Source organism: Streptococcus sp. cx1, assembly GCF_052384325.1.
GTDB classification, from domain to species: domain Bacteria; phylum Bacillota; class Bacilli; order Lactobacillales; family Streptococcaceae; genus Streptococcus; species Streptococcus salivarius_G.
This window is the reverse complement of sequence record NZ_JBQSUN010000002.1, coordinates 226865-242083: the sequence shown is the minus strand read 5'-3', so window position 1 is coordinate 242083 and position 15219 is coordinate 226865. Positions and strand designations below refer to the sequence as shown.

Sequence of the window (15219 nt, the reverse complement as noted above, 5' to 3'; positions counted from 1 at the left end):
GCAGTGTACGGGGTAACCCAATTAAAAAATAAGGAGATGTTTAGACCCATGACTGCAACTAAACAACACAAAAAAGTCATCCTCGTTGGTGACGGTGCCGTAGGTTCATCTTACGCTTTCGCACTTGTAAACCAAGGTATCGCTCAAGAACTTGGTATCATCGAAATTCCACAATTGTTCGAAAAAGCTGTTGGTGATGCGCTTGACCTTAGCCACGCGCTTGCTTTCACTTCACCTAAAAAAATCTATGCAGCTAAATACGAAGACTGTGCGGATGCTGACCTTGTAGTTATCACTGCTGGTGCTCCACAAAAACCAGGTGAAACTCGTCTTGATCTTGTTGGTAAAAACCTTGCAATCAACAAATCAATCGTTACTCAAGTTGTTGAATCAGGATTCAAAGGAATCTTCCTTGTAGCTGCTAACCCAGTTGACGTTTTGACTTACTCAACATGGAAATTCTCAGGCTTCCCTAAAGAACGCGTTATCGGTTCAGGTACTTCACTTGACTCAGCTCGTTTCCGTCAAGCACTTGCTGAAAAACTTGACGTTGACGCTCGTTCAGTTCACGCCTACATCATGGGTGAACACGGTGACTCAGAATTTGCCGTTTGGTCACACGCTAACATCGCCGGTGTAAACCTTGAAGAATTCCTTAAAGATAAAGAAAACGTTCAAGAAGCTGAATTGGTTGAATTGTTCGAAGGTGTTCGTGATGCCGCTTACACAATCATCAACAAAAAAGGTGCTACATACTATGGTATCGCCGTAGCTCTTGCACGTATCACTAAAGCTATTCTTGACGATGAAAATGCAGTACTTCCATTGTCTGTATTCCAAGAAGGTCAATATGGTGTAAGCAACGTCTTTATCGGTCAACCTGCTATCGTAGGTGCACACGGTATCGTACGTCCAGTTAACATCCCATTGAACGATGCGGAACAACAAAAAATGAAAGCTTCTGCTGACGAATTGCAAGCTATCATTGATGAAGCATGGAAAAACCCTGATTTCCAAGAAGCTTCAAAAAACTAATCTAACATTAGTTAAATAAAAGTCTCCAGTAGGAGGCTTTTTTCGTATTAAAAAAAGAAAAAACAGCTAATTCAGTCGAATTAGCTGTTTAAGATTATTTAGCTGAGATAGCTGCTTTAGCAATATAGCTAAGCGGTTGGTTAAAGTGTGGCAAGAAGAACAAATCAAGCAATTGAAGACGATCAATTGTAACTCCTTCTTGGATAGCTAATGAGAACATGTGGATTCCCATAGAGATATCCATACGTGATACCATTTGAGCTCCAAGAATTTTACGCGTGTCTTTGTCATAAACAATCTTGATTGTAACGTCTTCATTTTCATCTTCCATGAAGGCAGCTTTTTGAAGATCTGTTGATTCTACTACTGCTGGATTGAAGCCAAAGCGTTTTGCTTTTTCTTCTGTCAAACCAGTAGATACCATGTTCAAACCATAGATTGAGATACCATTTGATCCTTGAACACCGTTTGATTCAACATCGCCACCACCGGCATTATGACCACCGACAATACCTGAACGAACAGCGTTTGAAGCCAAGGCAATGTAGTTCACATCTTCAAGAGCATTGTCATAAACGGTAGCACAGTCACCAACTGCATAAACGTCTTTGATTGATGTTTCTTGTTTCTTATTAACAAGGTAAGCGCCATTACGGAATGTTTCCAATTTACCAGCACCAAGAGCTGTGTTAGGACGGAAACCTACTGCAAGGACAACCATGTCGACATCGTAAGCATTTTTATCAGTGACGATACGTTCAACTTTAGTATCTCCTTCAACTGCCTTAACAGTTTCACCAAATGCCAATTTAATACCGTGGCTTTCCATATTTTTAGCCATAAGTTCAGTCAAATCATGGTCATAATAACCAGCCAAACATGTATCAACAACGTCGATAAGGATAACTTCTTTTCCATGACGTTGGAAAGCTTCAGCCAACTCAACACCAATGTAACCAGCACCTACAACCGCTACACGTTTGATATCTTGAGATTTGTCGTTCAACTTATCAATAACTTCTTGAGCGTTTTGGAAAAGTTTAACAAATTGAAGATTTTCAAGTGTTGCTTCGAAAGTACGGCTACCTTCTTTGATTTCAGCACCTTCGATTGGAGGCAAGATTGGTTGTGAGCCAGTAGCCAAAATCAATTTATCATATGATTCAACATGCTCTTTACCATCGACAAGAGCTGTGACAGTTTTAGCATCAAAGTCAATTGACTCAACTGGTGAGTTCATGTAAACTTTAGCACCTTTGCTTTCAAGACCTTCTTTTGTTGCATAGAAGAGTCCGTCTGAACCAGAAATCTGATTACCGATCCAAAGAGCCATACCACAACCCAAGAATGAAATGTTAGAGTTTTGGTCGAAAACAACTACTTCATTTTGGTCTCCGTAATTATCGAGAATAGTATTAATACTAAAAGTACCAGCGTGGTTAGCACCAACAACTACGATTTTTGACATAAGTTTATCCAACTTTCTTTTGATAATAGTTTACTATTTTATTCTACCATAATCGGAAAACGGTTACACCTTTTATGCTCAGACTTTGTTACTTTTTGAACAAATTAAGTTTCTATGCTCAAAACCCAAGTAGATCATGTCAAAATAGGTAGAAAAACACTTTATGATGACGGTTACCTTTCTTAACACCATCACTGTCTTACCAAATCCTAGAAAGTTACTTTGCTTTAAAATATAAAAAAAGAGTGAGTAACTTTCTCTTTAGAGAATGTCAACACTCTTTTATCTCTATACTAACTCATTAAAATCCCAAACGTCTGTCCAACCTTCATAAAATTCTGGTTCGTGACATACCATAAGGATACTGCCCTTGAAGGCCTGAAGGGCACGCTTCAATTCATCCTTGGCGTCAACATCCAAGTGGTTGGTAGGTTCATCCAGAACAAGAACATTATTTTCACGATTCATAAGGAGACAGAAGCGAACTTTAGCCTGTTCTCCACCTGAAAGCACTTGAATTTGGCTTTCAATATGCTTAGAGGTTAATCCGCATTTGGCTAGAGCCGCACGGACCTCAGCTTGATTTAAGGCTGGGAAGGCATCCCAAACCGCTTCAAGAGGCGTCTGACGTGACCCTTCTGCTTCTTGCTCGAAGTAACCTAGGTCAATAAAGTCACCTGTTTCAACTTCTCCTTCTAGTGGTTGAATAATACCAAGCAGGCTCTTAAGCAAAGTAGTCTTACCGATACCATTGGCACCCACGATAGCTACTTTTTGATTACGTTCGAAGGTTAGATTCAAAGGAGCCTTGGTCAAAGGGCGGTCGTAACCAATAACGAGGTCTTTGGTTTGGAAAATAAAACGTCCAGGTGTACGGCTTTCCTTGAAATGGAATTCAGGTTTTGGCTTCTCAGCCTGCAATTCAATAATTTCCATCTTATCCAATTTCTTCTGACGAGACATGGCCATATTTCGCGTAGCAACACGCGCCTTGTTACGGTTAACAAAATCCTGAAGGTCTGCAATTTCTTTCTGCTGACGTTCATAGGCAGCTTCCAATTGTGCCTTTTTCATAGCATAGACAGATTGGAAATTATCATAATCACCTGCATAGCGAACCAAGTCTTGATTTTCAACATGATAGACAATGTTAATCACATCGTTTAGGAACGGAATATCATGCGAAATAAGAACAAAGGCATTTTCATACTCCTGAAGGTAACGTTTAAGCCAGGCAATGTGTTCTGCATCCAAATAGTTGGTTGGCTCGTCGAGAAGCAAGATATCTGGTTTTTCAAGTAGCAACTTGGCCAAGAGAATCTTGGTACGTTGACCACCTGAAAGGTCTGTTACATCTGTGTCCATACCAAAATCCATGACACCAAGAGCACGAGCAACCTCATCAATCTTAGCATCTAATGTATAGAAATCACGCGTTTCCAAGCGATCCTGAAGCTCTCCTACTTCTTCCATCAGAGCATCAACATCAGCACCCTCTTCAGCCATAGACATGTAAATTTCGTTGATGCGTTCTTCAGTTTTAAAAAGCTCATCAAAAGCCGTACGAAGGACATCACGAACTGTCATTCCCTTTTCAAGAACTGCATGCTGATCCAAGTAACCCGCTGTAACATACTTAGACCACTCTACCTTACCTTCATCTGGTTGCAATTTTCCAGTAACGATAGACATGAAGGTTGACTTTCCTTCACCGTTAGCACCGACAAGACCGATATGCTCACCTTTGAGCAAACGGAATGAGACATTTTCAAAAATAGCACGGTCACCAAATCCGTGACTAAGATTTTTGACTTCTAAAATAGACATAGTATATCTGGGCTAAACCTGCTTTCAGCCCTTTCCTTTCTTGACATTAACTTTACTATTTTACCATTTTTTAGTGAAAATTTGGACCTCTGCTTCTGGAAAATTAAAAAGAAAAAGCAGGACAAACCTGCTAAATCCTTAATGTTTCTGTAAAATACGTTTGAAGACAGGATACAGGAGCGGAACTGCAATGATTGTCACTACTGATGTCCCAAAGGTCCCACCAATTTTAGTAAGTGCCAATGCCATGGCAGCATTTAGTGGTAAAGCCGCAACGACACTATTAATAATCGTATACTTAACAAAATTCAAAATAATTTTGGTTACTGCAGCTATCACGCCAACAATAATGATGTTCATCATTTTGTCATTTGATTTGAGTAGCTTTTCAAAAACAAGATAGAGAACAAAACAAACAATCAAAGATTCTAAAATAGTAATCCAAACCTCAGCAGCATAACCATTGAAAATATCAAATAAGCCTAGGCCCACTGTTGCGACTAGCGCACCTTTCCTAGCTCCGAAAATCAACACAGCAATCACAACCAGAGCATTTCCCAAATGGACAAATTGAGGTCCAAAAGGAATACGAATGAACTGTACACTAACAATAATTAGAGCTGCGTACAAACTCAATTCAACTAATTCACGTGTTTTATCACTTTTCATTTTTCTCCTCCAATAGGGCATTAAAACCACTAAATAAATAACCGATATGGGGCTCATAGCAGAGACCATATTTTAAAGGACGACCACTAGCTAGGGTTGAAGACAAGACCTGATCCATGAAATCTAAGGCAAGATTAGCTACTTTTAGTAAATTCAGATGATGAAAATAGCCTGATGCCAAGATAGCTGTTACAAGATCTCCACTGCCATAAAAGTGAGACTTATAGCTTTTCCTCATAAGATAAGTCGTTTTATTGGTCTCTTTATCAAAATAAGCCAAACCAATTTTGCCTTCCTCGAATGAAATACCTGTTAAGACAACCTTCCGAGGTCCAAGCTTAGTCAAATCTCGCAGAAGCTTATCAACAGTGGCCTTATCATAGGAACCTACTTCTAGATAGGGAGAATCCGTTAACAAAGAGGCTTCTGTCAGATTGGGAATGATAGCATCTGCCTGCTGACAAAAATCTTTCATAGCTTCTACATATTCCATATCAAAACCTTGATAGAGACGACCATTGTCACCCATAATAGGGTCAACAAAGAGAGCTATCCGTTTATCACGAGCCAATTGACCTACAATTTTTAGTTCTTCTCTTGACTTAAAATAACCACTTACTAAGCCATCTACTGTAAAATCCAAGTGCTCCCACTGCTTATAGAATCCCTTCAGGTCATCCGTAAGATCCCGCATATAGATATTCTCAAACTCCCCTGTATGCGAAGATAAAAGAACTGTTGGTAAAGGAAGGACTTCAGTTTGACAGGCTGACATGATAGGGAGGCTACTAGTCAAAGCAACCTTACCCACCCCAACAAGGTCATTAGCAACAATCACTGTAGCCATCTATTTTTCGTCCCAAACTTTTTTAAACTGTTTAACAAATCCGGTATGGAAATAAATATAATAGGCCAAGCCCAAACCAATTATCGCAGCAATTACATCAAAAGGAATTTTCATAATAGCAACTGCTGGTGTTCCATAGATAAAGGCTCTTCCCAAACCATAACCAACTAAATCAATAATAGCCCCGAGCAAGAGACCAAGAGCAGCCCTAGATTTACTCAATTTACCTAAACGACCACCAACGACAAGTGCAATAGCAAGAACTTGAAGGCTATGGGTCACTAGAGTTACCCACATAGGAAGAGGGTAAAAGAGAAAATCTCCGATGAAGGAACCTATACCTGCAATAATCACTGCTTCTGTAGGTGGGAAAATTAAACCAACTAGGAAAATAACAATCCCATTAAAATAGAAATGACCACCCGGTACAGGGATGGATAAGAGACTAGAACTCAAAATAATCACAAGTGCCATGAAAAAAGCAGAGAGGGTTAAACGTTTTGCTGACATACCTAAAACTCCTTGATAAATAAATATAGTCTAAGTTTATGAAAATTCTGACGATTAAACAAGATAGTATTTTAGCTACTGTCCGGGTACAGATTTTAGACAACAAAAAACACCACACAAGTATGTGGTGATAAATCTTATTGAGCTTTCTTATCAAAATATTTTACAGGTGCCTTCTCAAGATTTTGGAGTGAAAGTTTAGCAGTCGCATTCGCTTCTGTACCGTAGTCTGAGAAATCAATAACCAAATCATGATCAAAGTCTTCAACGGCATAGTCAACAACGACTTCTTTGACTTCCTTAGGTGCAATCTTGGTCTTATTAGCCATCTTATCTCGGTCATCATCCTGAGAAAAGACCATTGTAGCAACCTTTACTTCTTCCTTTTCTTGTTTCACATCAAGGACAACTTTCATCAAAAGAGTGTAGGCATTCATTGTTTCTTTACTTGAGTTGCTAAGTTTATAGTGAACGCGTACAGCTTTTTGACCTTCAGGTGATTCGATTTTATTTGCAGAAAGAACTTGTACGCTAGCATCTTGTCCCGTAAATAGCATTTTGTTTTTATCGTAGGTCCAAGTAGGTTCCTTCTCAGGTGTGCAAGCTGACAAACCGATGATTGTTAAGCAAGCAAGAGCGAGAAGTCCTAAGATTTTCTTTAAAGTCATTCTTATAATCTCCTTAAACTTGTTTGAAAGGGGAATTTAGTTTTACCTTACAACCTTTTTATTATGTCAAAATCTAATAATCTTGTCAAATCCCCCTAGCTCACTTGCTCAGAGAAGATAAGTAGGGTACAATAATAAAAAATCTGTGAGGGGTCAGTTATGAGTGTTTACCAAGATATTGTCGCGTCTATTATTAAGGATATTAAAAATGGGAGCTTAGAAAAAGGAAGTAAGTTACCTTCTATCCGACAGCTTAGCCAGACCTATGTCTGTAGTAAGGATACGGCACAAAGAGCACTCCTGGACCTAAAATATCAGAACTATATTTATGCCGTTCCTAAAAGTGGCTATTATGTTCTCGAAGGGTATAACGAGACAGACGATAAAGCCCTCCTCAACCTTAACGACTACAATCAATTGGCCTACGAAGATTTTAAGCTTTGTCTCGATGAAAGTTTAGCAGGTCATCAGGACTACCTCTTTAACTATTACCATGAACAAGCTGGACTTAAAGAATTGGTAAAAGCCTTACAGAACCGACTTGCAGCTGACGATATTTACGTCAATTCAGATCAGATTGTCATTACATCAGGAAGCCAACAAGCCCTCTACATTCTGTCGCAAATAGATTTTGGTAATGGTGGATATAAAATTCTCATCGAGCAACCTACCTATCACCGCATGAACCAACTAATCAACCGCCAAAATTTACCTTATGAAACCATTACGCGTAATTTTGATGGTCTGGATTTTGATAAACTGGAAGAGCACTTTAAGTCTGGACAGATTAAGTTCTTTTATACAATTAGTCGTTACTCAAACCCTCTTGGACTAAGCTATACCGCTAAAGAAAAAGAAAAGCTGGCACAACTGGCCAGTCTGTACGATGTTTATATTATCGAGGACGACTATATGGGTGACTTTAGTGATACCAAAAATCTACCAATTCACTACTATGACACTCAGAATCGAGTCATTTATATCAAATCATTTTCCATGGCCCTTTTTCCAGGTCTGCGCCTAGGTAGTGTCGTCTTACCACCTAATCTCAAAGCAACTTTCTTAGCCCATAAGGGACTCATTGATTATGATACCAACCTTATCATGCAAAGGGCTCTTTCAGTATATCTAGATAATGGCATGTTTCAAAAAAATATTAAGAAACTTCGGGACCTCTTTCAGCAAACTATGGAAAAAAGTCGAGAAAGCATTGAGAATGCCAAGATTTCTACTCCTTATCAGATTTCTCCTAGACATATTACCTGGCAGCTTCCTAAAGGACTCTCTCTAGAAAAATTCAAGGCAAAAAAACAGATTCGCTTTTTGGAATCCTCCTTTATCAGCCCTACTTCTGAAACCTATCTACAGATAGGCCATGGGAAAGAACTCAATTACTTTCTGAAACTCCTGAAAAAGACTGAGTAAAAATTGACTACACAAAAAGCCATCGCTGGATGGCTTTTTTCTTATTTTGTCTGTTCAAAGCGTAGATGTACGATTACCTTATCTCCATAACCGTTACGTTCCAAATCACGTTGCAAACGGTATGAAATATAATGTTCAGCAATATTGATAAATCCGGCTTCCATGAGACGATTTTCAACCAATGACTGAATCATGTTGATGGTTGGGCGTTCCACCTGAGCATCTTGAAGATCAAGCACTACTTTTTTAGTGACTTGAGCAAGGTTTTGGCGCCAAGTATCATCAAGAACATACACAGTCTGTGCTGCTTTTAAGATGGCTTGGTAGATTTTATCAGGATCAAATTCAGCAACTTGACCATTACGTTTAATAATTTGCATGGCTACCCTCTTTTCATGGCTTTTTCTTTTATTATGCAGAGAATTTACATATTTGTCAAGTGCGAATCCCTGAAAGAGCTATCCAGACTGCTTATTCCCAGAATTTAGAAATGTAAACTGGTTTGCCATCTTTATCAAAGGAAAGGGTTGCCGTGTAGGACTCTGACTTATGATGGCGCATATAATTAGCGATTCTCTTATCACCGTTTATCAGGTGAATGTCATAAGTCTGCCCGTCAGAGCTTACAAAGTGAGCACTGATACTAGCACTACTCGTTTTTGTCCCAACATGACTAATATCTATTTTTTCCACTTGACCATCAATGGTTTTAGCTATAGGGCCTCTATAGTCTTTGTAAATAGTGACGGTAGCCAAAACATCTTCAACTAAGACATAGGTCATTCCGAAAACGAACAGATAAACTATTGGGACGACAATGAAAGATAATTTACTTTTGCGGAACGTCTCTTTATGCCAAGCCCAAATATCCTGAGGTGACATTTTCTTAAACTTTTTCAAGTATCGATGAATAAATAACCAATAGGCTAGTACTAAAAATGTCAGTTGACCCAAGGGATAAGCAAAACTGGGTAAACCATCAATCAGAACATTGACTTTATCAGATTCAAAAGTGTAATGTCCTAATATCCCATCAAAAAACTCTAAAAACAAATTAACTCCTTTTTGTAATATAGTCTAGTCACTTAAAAATCCATCTTCTCAGATGGATTTTTAACTATTAACGTACTTCTGCTTCGACTTTCTCAGTAAGGGCTTTGGTGATTTTTTCCATGTATTTGGCAACTTCTTCATCTGTAAGGTTGTCATTTGGATTTTGGAAGGTAAGGCTATAAGCCATTGATTTCATACCAGTACCAAGTTTTTCACCTGCGTAAACGTCAAAGAGTTTAACAGCAACCAAGCGTTTGACTCCTGCAGAGTAGATAGCATCAAGAACTTCTTGATGTGTGATTTCTGCCTTAAGAAGAAGGGCGATATCACGTGATACTGCAGGGAATTTTGTGATTTCAACAAATGGTTGAGCCGGTTGCAAGGCTGCTTCTACAGCACTAAGGTTAATTTCAGCCACATAAGTTTCTGGAATACCGTAGTTTTTAGCAGTTTGTGGGTGAACTTGACCAAGGAATCCAATCGTTTGACCATCAAGGACAATAGCAGCTGTACGACCTGGGTGCATGCTTGCTAGATCTTTTGTCGGTACATAGTCAACTGAAACTTCAAGTTTATCAAAGAGAGCTTCAACAATCCCTTTGGCATAGAAGAAATCAACTGGTGTTGCTTTGGTTTGGAAGTCTTTTTCAGCTACAAGACCTGAAATAGCGAAGGCAAAGGTATTGATTTCATTTGGCAATTCCTCTTTTGGATTACCATTTTGTTCAAAGACCTTACCGATTTCGTAAATAGCAACGTTACTATTCTTACGGTTAACATTGTAAGCAACAGTATCAAGCATACCAGAGACCATGTTCTGACGGAGGGCTGAACGGTCAACAGTCATTGGCCACATCAACTCAGTCAAGTTAGTAGGTGTCACAGCAAATTCCACAGCTTTTTCAGGTGTTGTCAAAGCATATGAGATGATTTCAGTCAATCCAGCACCTTCAGCAATGGTACGAACCTTGCGACGAAGCGCTTGTGTTTCAGTCAATTCACCAGCTGTTCCTGCTGCCTCTGGAAGTGTCGTAGGCAATTTTTCATAGCCGTAGATACGTGCGATTTCCTCAACCAAGTCTGCTTGGATGCTGATATCCCAACGACGACGTGGTACAGAAACTGTAAATTTATCTGCATCACCTGTCAAACCGAAACCAAGTTTTGCAAAGACATCTTCAATATCCGCAAAAGTCAATTCTGTACCAAGGCGAACATTCACGTAGTCAAGGCTTGTAGAAACTTGAACTGGCTCTGTGTCAACAGATCCCGCTTGAACACGGCCTGCAAGCACCGTTCCATTTGCCAATTCTTGCAACATAGCTGCAGCAAAATCAAGTGCTTCAAGGACAGTATCGTTATTGATACCTTTTTCAAAACGTGATGATGATTCTGAACGAAGGTTGAGACGGCTACTTGTCTTACGAACTGATTTTCCATCAAAAACAGCAGCTTCGAGAACGACATTTTTAGAATTGTTGTCAATTTCAGTTGAAGCGCCACCCATAACACCTGCGAGAGCAACTGGTTTGTCAGCAACTGTAATAACAATATCTTCAGCAGTCAATTCACGTTCTTCACCATCGAGAGTGACTAATTTTTCCCCATCACGGGCATCACGGGCAACGATACGTGAATCTTCAAATTTATCCAAATCGAAGGCATGCATTGGTTGTCCAAAGTAAAGAAGAACATAGTTTGTCACATCAACCACGTTATTGATTGGACGGATACCAGCATTCATAAGAAGGTTTTGCAACCATTGTGGACTTGGTTGAACAGTGACATTCTCAACCACACGACTAGCATAAGTAGCCACTTTATCACTTTCGATGGCTACTGAAATCTTATCAGAAGCTGGCTTGCTGTCTTCAGTAACCGTTTTTTCAGGGAAGTGAACTGATTTTCCATAGATTGCAGCGACTTCATGTGCCACACCACGCATAGATAGAGCATCCGCACGGTTAGGTGTGATTGACAATTCGATGATTTCATCATCAAGGTCAAGATATGGGAAAATGCTATCGCCAGGAACGGCATCTTCTGGCAAAATTTGGATACCATCCGCAAATTCCTTAGGAATAATGCTATCTGGAAGTCCAAGCTCTGCCAAAGAACAGATCATCCCGAGTGATTCCATGCCGCGAATCTTACCTTTTTTGATTTTGTAGTTGTCCGCAATGCGGGCACCAGGAATGGCAACAATTACCTTGATTCCAGCAGTGACATTTGGAGCACCACAAACAATTTGACGTGGACCTTCAGCATCTCCTGTATCTACTTGACACAAGTGCAAGTGTGTGTCAGGCACATCTTCACATGACAAGACATGACCAACAACCAATTTTGACAAGCCCTCAGCAGGTGTCTCAACACCTTCCACTTCAATACCTGTCGTCGACATTTTTTCAGCGAGTTCAGCAGTGGTAACATCCACATCAACCAACTCTTTTAACCATTTATAACTAACTAGCATAATTATGATACCAAGCCCGTTAATAGCTCTCCGCAAAAATAGGAAAGGCAACGTTGGTGCATCAGCACCTAGGCGACTTTATCTTTTTTGCCCAGAGCTTAGGGCGGGTTCAAATCCTTTCTGTAATTTAGGAATATGTATATCTGATATAAGAGGAAGACGAACTAACACGTTTAATCGCCTTTTAAACTCCTCTCTATCAACTTAATAATAGGTTTATAGTTTTAATTTAAGCAACCAGTCGCGGTCAACTTTACCATCACCAACTGGAAAATCGTGTTCTGCGAATTTTTCGAAGCCATATTTATCGTAAAATATCTGTGCTTTGAAATTCCTTTCCCAAACACCCAACCAGGCCCAATCACAACCTAGATCACGAGCTTCTTGTAGGGCGAATTCAAAAAGTTGCTTACCCAAGCCCATGCCTTGGAAGGCCTGACTGATATAAATACGTTGAATTTCAAAGGCATTATCCAAATGCTGCTCTGTTTGAGCAGAACCTACATTAGTCTTTAGAAAACCTGCCTTTTCACCATCAACGAGAATGAAAAAGTAACGCGATTCTTCATGAGTGATTTCATCTAAGAGGACTTCCTCAGAAAGTGCAGTGTCAAAGTAACCTTGCAACTGGGCTTCGGTATTATCATGAGCAAAAGTCTCTCTAAAGGTATCTTCGGAGATAACTTTTAATTCTGCTACTTCTTCCGGAAGAACCTTACGAATAACGACTGACATGACAACCTCCTAAACCTTATTTAAACTGTTCTGAGAAGCGAACATCCCCTTGGTAGAAACCACGAATATCGTTGATACCATAACGAAGCATGGCAATACGTTCTTGACCAAGACCGAAGGCGAAACCTGAGTATTCTTCAGAATCAACGCCTGACATCTCAAGCACTTGTGGGTGAACCATACCAGCACCGAGGATCTCGATCCAACCTGTCTTCTTACATACGTTACATCCTTTACCACCACACTTAAAGCATGACACGTCAACTTCAACTGAAGGCTCAGTGAATGGGAAGTAAGATGGACGCAAACGGATTTGACGTTCTGCACCAAACATTTTTTGGATAATCATTTCAAGCGTTCCCTTAAGATCACCCATTGAGATGTTTTTACCAACGACCAAACCTTCGATTTGGTGGAACTGGTGACTGTGAGTCGCATCATCTGTATCACGACGGAAAACACGTCCTGGTGAGATCATCTTAAGTGGACCTTTAGAAAAATCGTGTTTATCAAGTGTACGAGCTTGGACAGGACTTGTGTGTGTACGAAGCAAAATTTCTTCCGTAATATAGAAGGTATCTTGCATGTCACGGGCTGGGTGATCCTTAGGCAAGTTCATACGTTCAAAGTTATAATAGTCAGTCTCAACTTCAAAACCATCAACGATTTGGAAGCCCATCCCCAAGAAAATGTCTTCGATTTCTTCAGCTGTTTGGCTAAGAATATGACGATTACCGAGTTTGACTTGGCGTCCAGGAAGGGTTACGTCAAGACTTTCAGAGTCAAGTTGTGCTTGAATTTTAGCAGCTTCAACAACTTTAGCGGCTTCGTCAAAAGCTTCAGTCAAAACGTCACGAACTTCGTTGACCATTTTACCAACTTTAGGGCGTACTTCATTAGGAAGGTCTTTAAGCCCCTTCAAAAGATCCGTCAAAGAGCCTTTTTTACCCAAAACTGCAACACGCAATTCTTGTAATTCTTTAGAGTGTTCACCACGCATTTCAGCCAATTTAGCCTGCGTTGATGTTTTCAACTCTTGCAATTGTGTTTGTAAATCCATGAGATTCCTTTCTGATGTAACAATTTCGAATCGCAAACAAAAAACCACATGCCAAAACTCCAACCCGGAGCGTTGACACGCGGTACCATCCGTTTTTTATCTGGTTACCCAGACCTTGATTCGTCAGTCGTTTTCATGAGTGAATTCGCCGAACTTCCCTTGAGGAGGCTTCCAGTCCATGACCTCCAATCCCTGTCAATTTCCATAAGGTTACTAGTCTCTACGACTTCTATTCAATTACTATCAATTTTACCAAAAAAACAAAAAGCTTTCAAGAGCTGACAAAGAATCCTTTAGTTAATGCCAAAATGGAAAATATGTCTAAGATAATTGACATACCTATATAAATTTGCTACAATTATGTCAGATATAGTTGACATAATTGATAAATTGCGACTTACAGCAACACATTAGCTTGTCTTTCAGAAGGAGGCCCATTATGAATCATGTCAGGGAATTTAGAAAGAATTTAGGGCTTTCGCAATTAGAACTTGCAAAGTCTATTGGTGTTTCCCGACAGACCATTAACATGATTGAGAATAACAAGTATAACCCAACACTTGAGCTCTGTCTTAATCTAGCTAAAGCACTAGATACTGATCTTAACAGTCTCTTTTGGGATGGAAATTGCGAATAGAAATATAAGATAGAAAGAGGTAAATTATGGTTAAAGAAACTTTCACTGATAAACTAATCAAACGTTTTTACGGTATTACTGGACCTTTAGATGAACAAAAGCGCCAACAGGTTGATCGAATGGGTAACATGGCTTTCGTTGTTCTCTTCTATATTTTAATTTTTGGTAATTGTATTGCCTTTCTTCTAAGCTCTAAGTATCCCGAACTTGTGGCTCGTATTTATCCTGTTCTACTTTTGATTATCATTCTGGTAGTTAGTAGCATCCTTACTTATAAGTTTAAGATGAGTGCTGTTAACGCTATTGACGAGGAAGAACTGACTGAGAAAGAGAAAAAACAACTTAAGCACGTGGGGCTTAAGTCAGGTTTATTCTTTGGCGTTTTTATGTTCTTAGGCATGCCCCTGATTCAATTACTAGTTAATCATAAAGACTATTTGACAGAATTATTCTCAGTCCGAAATATCCTGTCAGGCATTTTTGAGGCTATCCTTTTTGGGGCTATCATGCAACGCTTTGTAAATGCTCGTATCAAACAAGCCAAATCTCAAGCTGATAAAGATGACCAATAAACTCAAAAAGACAAAGAAAAATCCAGGTTTCCCAGCCTGGATTTTTTGCTTGAAAGAAGACTTCTTAGACTTGTATACGCGAAGCCTAAATGTGTCCAGAAAATCGTATCTTAACACATACACTATAACTAACTTCAAAAAACACCATATCCCCATATGACATTTCCTTAAATATTGTAACATGTCAGTGGGAAATGACAAGTCACCCTCTCTCTCATAAACCCCAAAATCCTAATC

Annotated in this window: 15 protein-coding genes; 4 read left to right on the top strand and 11 right to left on the bottom strand. The window is 39.5% G+C overall.

The window, feature by feature from the left end; genetic code table 11:
* Positions 1–48: 48 nt before the first annotated feature.
* Entirely contained in the window at positions 49–1035 is a 987-nt protein-coding gene (locus tag ACT170_RS04770) for an L-lactate dehydrogenase (RefSeq protein WP_004182038.1), read from the top strand.
* Positions 1036–1129: 94 nt separating this feature from the next.
* Here ACT170_RS04770 and nox read toward each other — a convergent pair whose 3' ends face one another.
* The 6 genes from nox to ACT170_RS04740 form a co-directional block, all read right to left on the bottom strand.
* Positions 1130–2503 (bottom strand): H2O-forming NADH oxidase, encoded by a 1374-nt coding sequence (nox, locus tag ACT170_RS04765; RefSeq protein ID WP_038676203.1) that lies wholly within the window; start codon positions 2501–2503, stop codon positions 1130–1132.
* A gap of 288 nt (positions 2504–2791) precedes the next feature.
* Entirely contained in the window at positions 2792–4330 is a 1539-nt protein-coding gene (locus ACT170_RS04760; RefSeq protein ID WP_004182134.1) for an ABC-F family ATP-binding cassette domain-containing protein, read from the bottom strand.
* 138 nt (positions 4331–4468) lie between these two features.
* Positions 4469–4999, bottom strand: a complete 531-nt coding sequence (locus ACT170_RS04755; RefSeq protein WP_004182018.1) for an ECF transporter S component — start codon at positions 4997–4999, stop codon at positions 4469–4471.
* Positions 4989–5846 carry a pyridoxamine kinase gene (locus tag ACT170_RS04750; RefSeq protein ID WP_004182033.1) on the bottom strand — a complete coding sequence of 286 codons (858 nt, stop codon included), beginning with the start codon at positions 5844–5846 and terminating at the stop codon, positions 4989–4991. Before ACT170_RS04750 ends, ACT170_RS04755 begins: the two co-directional genes overlap by 11 nt.
* A complete protein-coding gene (locus tag ACT170_RS04745; RefSeq protein ID WP_004182063.1) occupies positions 5847–6356 on the bottom strand; it encodes an ECF transporter S component in 510 nt (169 codons plus the stop codon).
* Between the two features lie 137 nt (positions 6357–6493).
* Positions 6494–7024 (bottom strand): DUF5067 domain-containing protein, encoded by a 531-nt coding sequence (locus ACT170_RS04740; protein ID WP_022496466.1) that lies wholly within the window; start codon positions 7022–7024, stop codon positions 6494–6496.
* Between the two features lie 159 nt (positions 7025–7183).
* Here ACT170_RS04740 and ACT170_RS04735 point away from each other — a divergent pair, with 159 nt between their 5' ends.
* Positions 7184–8449 (top strand): aminotransferase-like domain-containing protein, encoded by a 1266-nt coding sequence (locus ACT170_RS04735; protein WP_038676205.1) that lies wholly within the window; start codon positions 7184–7186, stop codon positions 8447–8449.
* Positions 8450–8490: 41 nt separating this feature from the next.
* On the opposite strand, the gene ACT170_RS04730 is transcribed toward ACT170_RS04735, so the two are convergent.
* The 5 genes from ACT170_RS04730 to pheS all read right to left on the bottom strand — a co-directional run bounded on the left by ACT170_RS04730 (position 8491) and on the right by pheS (position 13773).
* Positions 8491–8829 (bottom strand): ATP cone domain-containing protein, encoded by a 339-nt coding sequence (locus ACT170_RS04730; RefSeq protein WP_002891184.1) that lies wholly within the window; start codon positions 8827–8829, stop codon positions 8491–8493.
* Between the two features lie 91 nt (positions 8830–8920).
* Positions 8921–9502 carry a hypothetical protein gene (locus ACT170_RS04725; protein WP_022496467.1) on the bottom strand — a complete coding sequence of 194 codons (582 nt, stop codon included), beginning with the start codon at positions 9500–9502 and terminating at the stop codon, positions 8921–8923.
* 67 nt (positions 9503–9569) lie between these two features.
* Positions 9570–11978, bottom strand: coding sequence for a phenylalanine--tRNA ligase subunit beta (gene pheT / locus ACT170_RS04720; RefSeq protein ID WP_324711661.1), 2409 nt, complete (start codon positions 11976–11978; stop codon positions 9570–9572).
* A 216-nt stretch (positions 11979–12194) separates the two neighbouring features.
* Positions 12195–12713 (bottom strand): GNAT family N-acetyltransferase, encoded by a 519-nt coding sequence (locus ACT170_RS04715; RefSeq protein WP_038676209.1) that lies wholly within the window; start codon positions 12711–12713, stop codon positions 12195–12197.
* A gap of 16 nt (positions 12714–12729) precedes the next feature.
* On the bottom strand, positions 12730–13773 hold the full coding sequence (gene pheS, locus ACT170_RS04710; protein ID WP_444818097.1) for a phenylalanine--tRNA ligase subunit alpha: 1044 nt from the start codon (positions 13771–13773) through the stop codon (positions 12730–12732).
* 439 nt (positions 13774–14212) lie between these two features.
* On the opposite strand from pheS, the gene ACT170_RS04705 reads away from it, so the two are divergent.
* Together ACT170_RS04705 and ACT170_RS04700 are read left to right on the top strand one after the other, a co-directional pair.
* On the top strand, positions 14213–14410 hold the full coding sequence (locus tag ACT170_RS04705; RefSeq protein WP_037611417.1) for a helix-turn-helix transcriptional regulator: 198 nt from the start codon (positions 14213–14215) through the stop codon (positions 14408–14410).
* Between the two features lie 26 nt (positions 14411–14436).
* Positions 14437–14982, top strand: a complete 546-nt coding sequence (locus ACT170_RS04700; RefSeq protein WP_038676212.1) for a DUF3278 domain-containing protein — start codon at positions 14437–14439, stop codon at positions 14980–14982.
* Positions 14983–15219 lie beyond the last annotated feature (237 nt).

Coding starts and splice junctions, on each gene's coding strand:
- ACT170_RS04750 (WP_004182033.1), bottom strand. CDS start 5,846: ATGGCTACAGTGATTGTTGCTAATGACCTTGTTGGGGTGGGTAAGGTT.
- pheS (WP_444818097.1), bottom strand. CDS start 13,773: ATGGATTTACAAACACAATTGCAAGAGTTGAAAACATCAACGCAGGCT.
- pheT (WP_324711661.1), bottom strand. CDS start 11,978: ATGCTAGTTAGTTATAAATGGTTAAAAGAGTTGGTTGATGTGGATGTT.
- ACT170_RS04740 (WP_022496466.1), bottom strand. CDS start 7,024: ATGACTTTAAAGAAAATCTTAGGACTTCTCGCTCTTGCTTGCTTAACA.
- ACT170_RS04770 (WP_004182038.1), top strand. CDS start 49: ATGACTGCAACTAAACAACACAAAAAAGTCATCCTCGTTGGTGACGGT.
- ACT170_RS04730 (WP_002891184.1), bottom strand. CDS start 8,829: ATGCAAATTATTAAACGTAATGGTCAAGTTGCTGAATTTGATCCTGAT.
- nox (WP_038676203.1), bottom strand. CDS start 2,503: ATGTCAAAAATCGTAGTTGTTGGTGCTAACCACGCTGGTACTTTTAGT.
- ACT170_RS04715 (WP_038676209.1), bottom strand. CDS start 12,713: ATGTCAGTCGTTATTCGTAAGGTTCTTCCGGAAGAAGTAGCAGAATTA.
- ACT170_RS04745 (WP_004182063.1), bottom strand. CDS start 6,356: ATGTCAGCAAAACGTTTAACCCTCTCTGCTTTTTTCATGGCACTTGTG.
- ACT170_RS04760 (WP_004182134.1), bottom strand. CDS start 4,330: ATGTCTATTTTAGAAGTCAAAAATCTTAGTCACGGATTTGGTGACCGT.
- ACT170_RS04755 (WP_004182018.1), bottom strand. CDS start 4,999: ATGAAAAGTGATAAAACACGTGAATTAGTTGAATTGAGTTTGTACGCA.
- ACT170_RS04700 (WP_038676212.1), top strand. CDS start 14,437: ATGGTTAAAGAAACTTTCACTGATAAACTAATCAAACGTTTTTACGGT.
- ACT170_RS04735 (WP_038676205.1), top strand. CDS start 7,184: ATGAGTGTTTACCAAGATATTGTCGCGTCTATTATTAAGGATATTAAA.
- ACT170_RS04705 (WP_037611417.1), top strand. CDS start 14,213: ATGAATCATGTCAGGGAATTTAGAAAGAATTTAGGGCTTTCGCAATTA.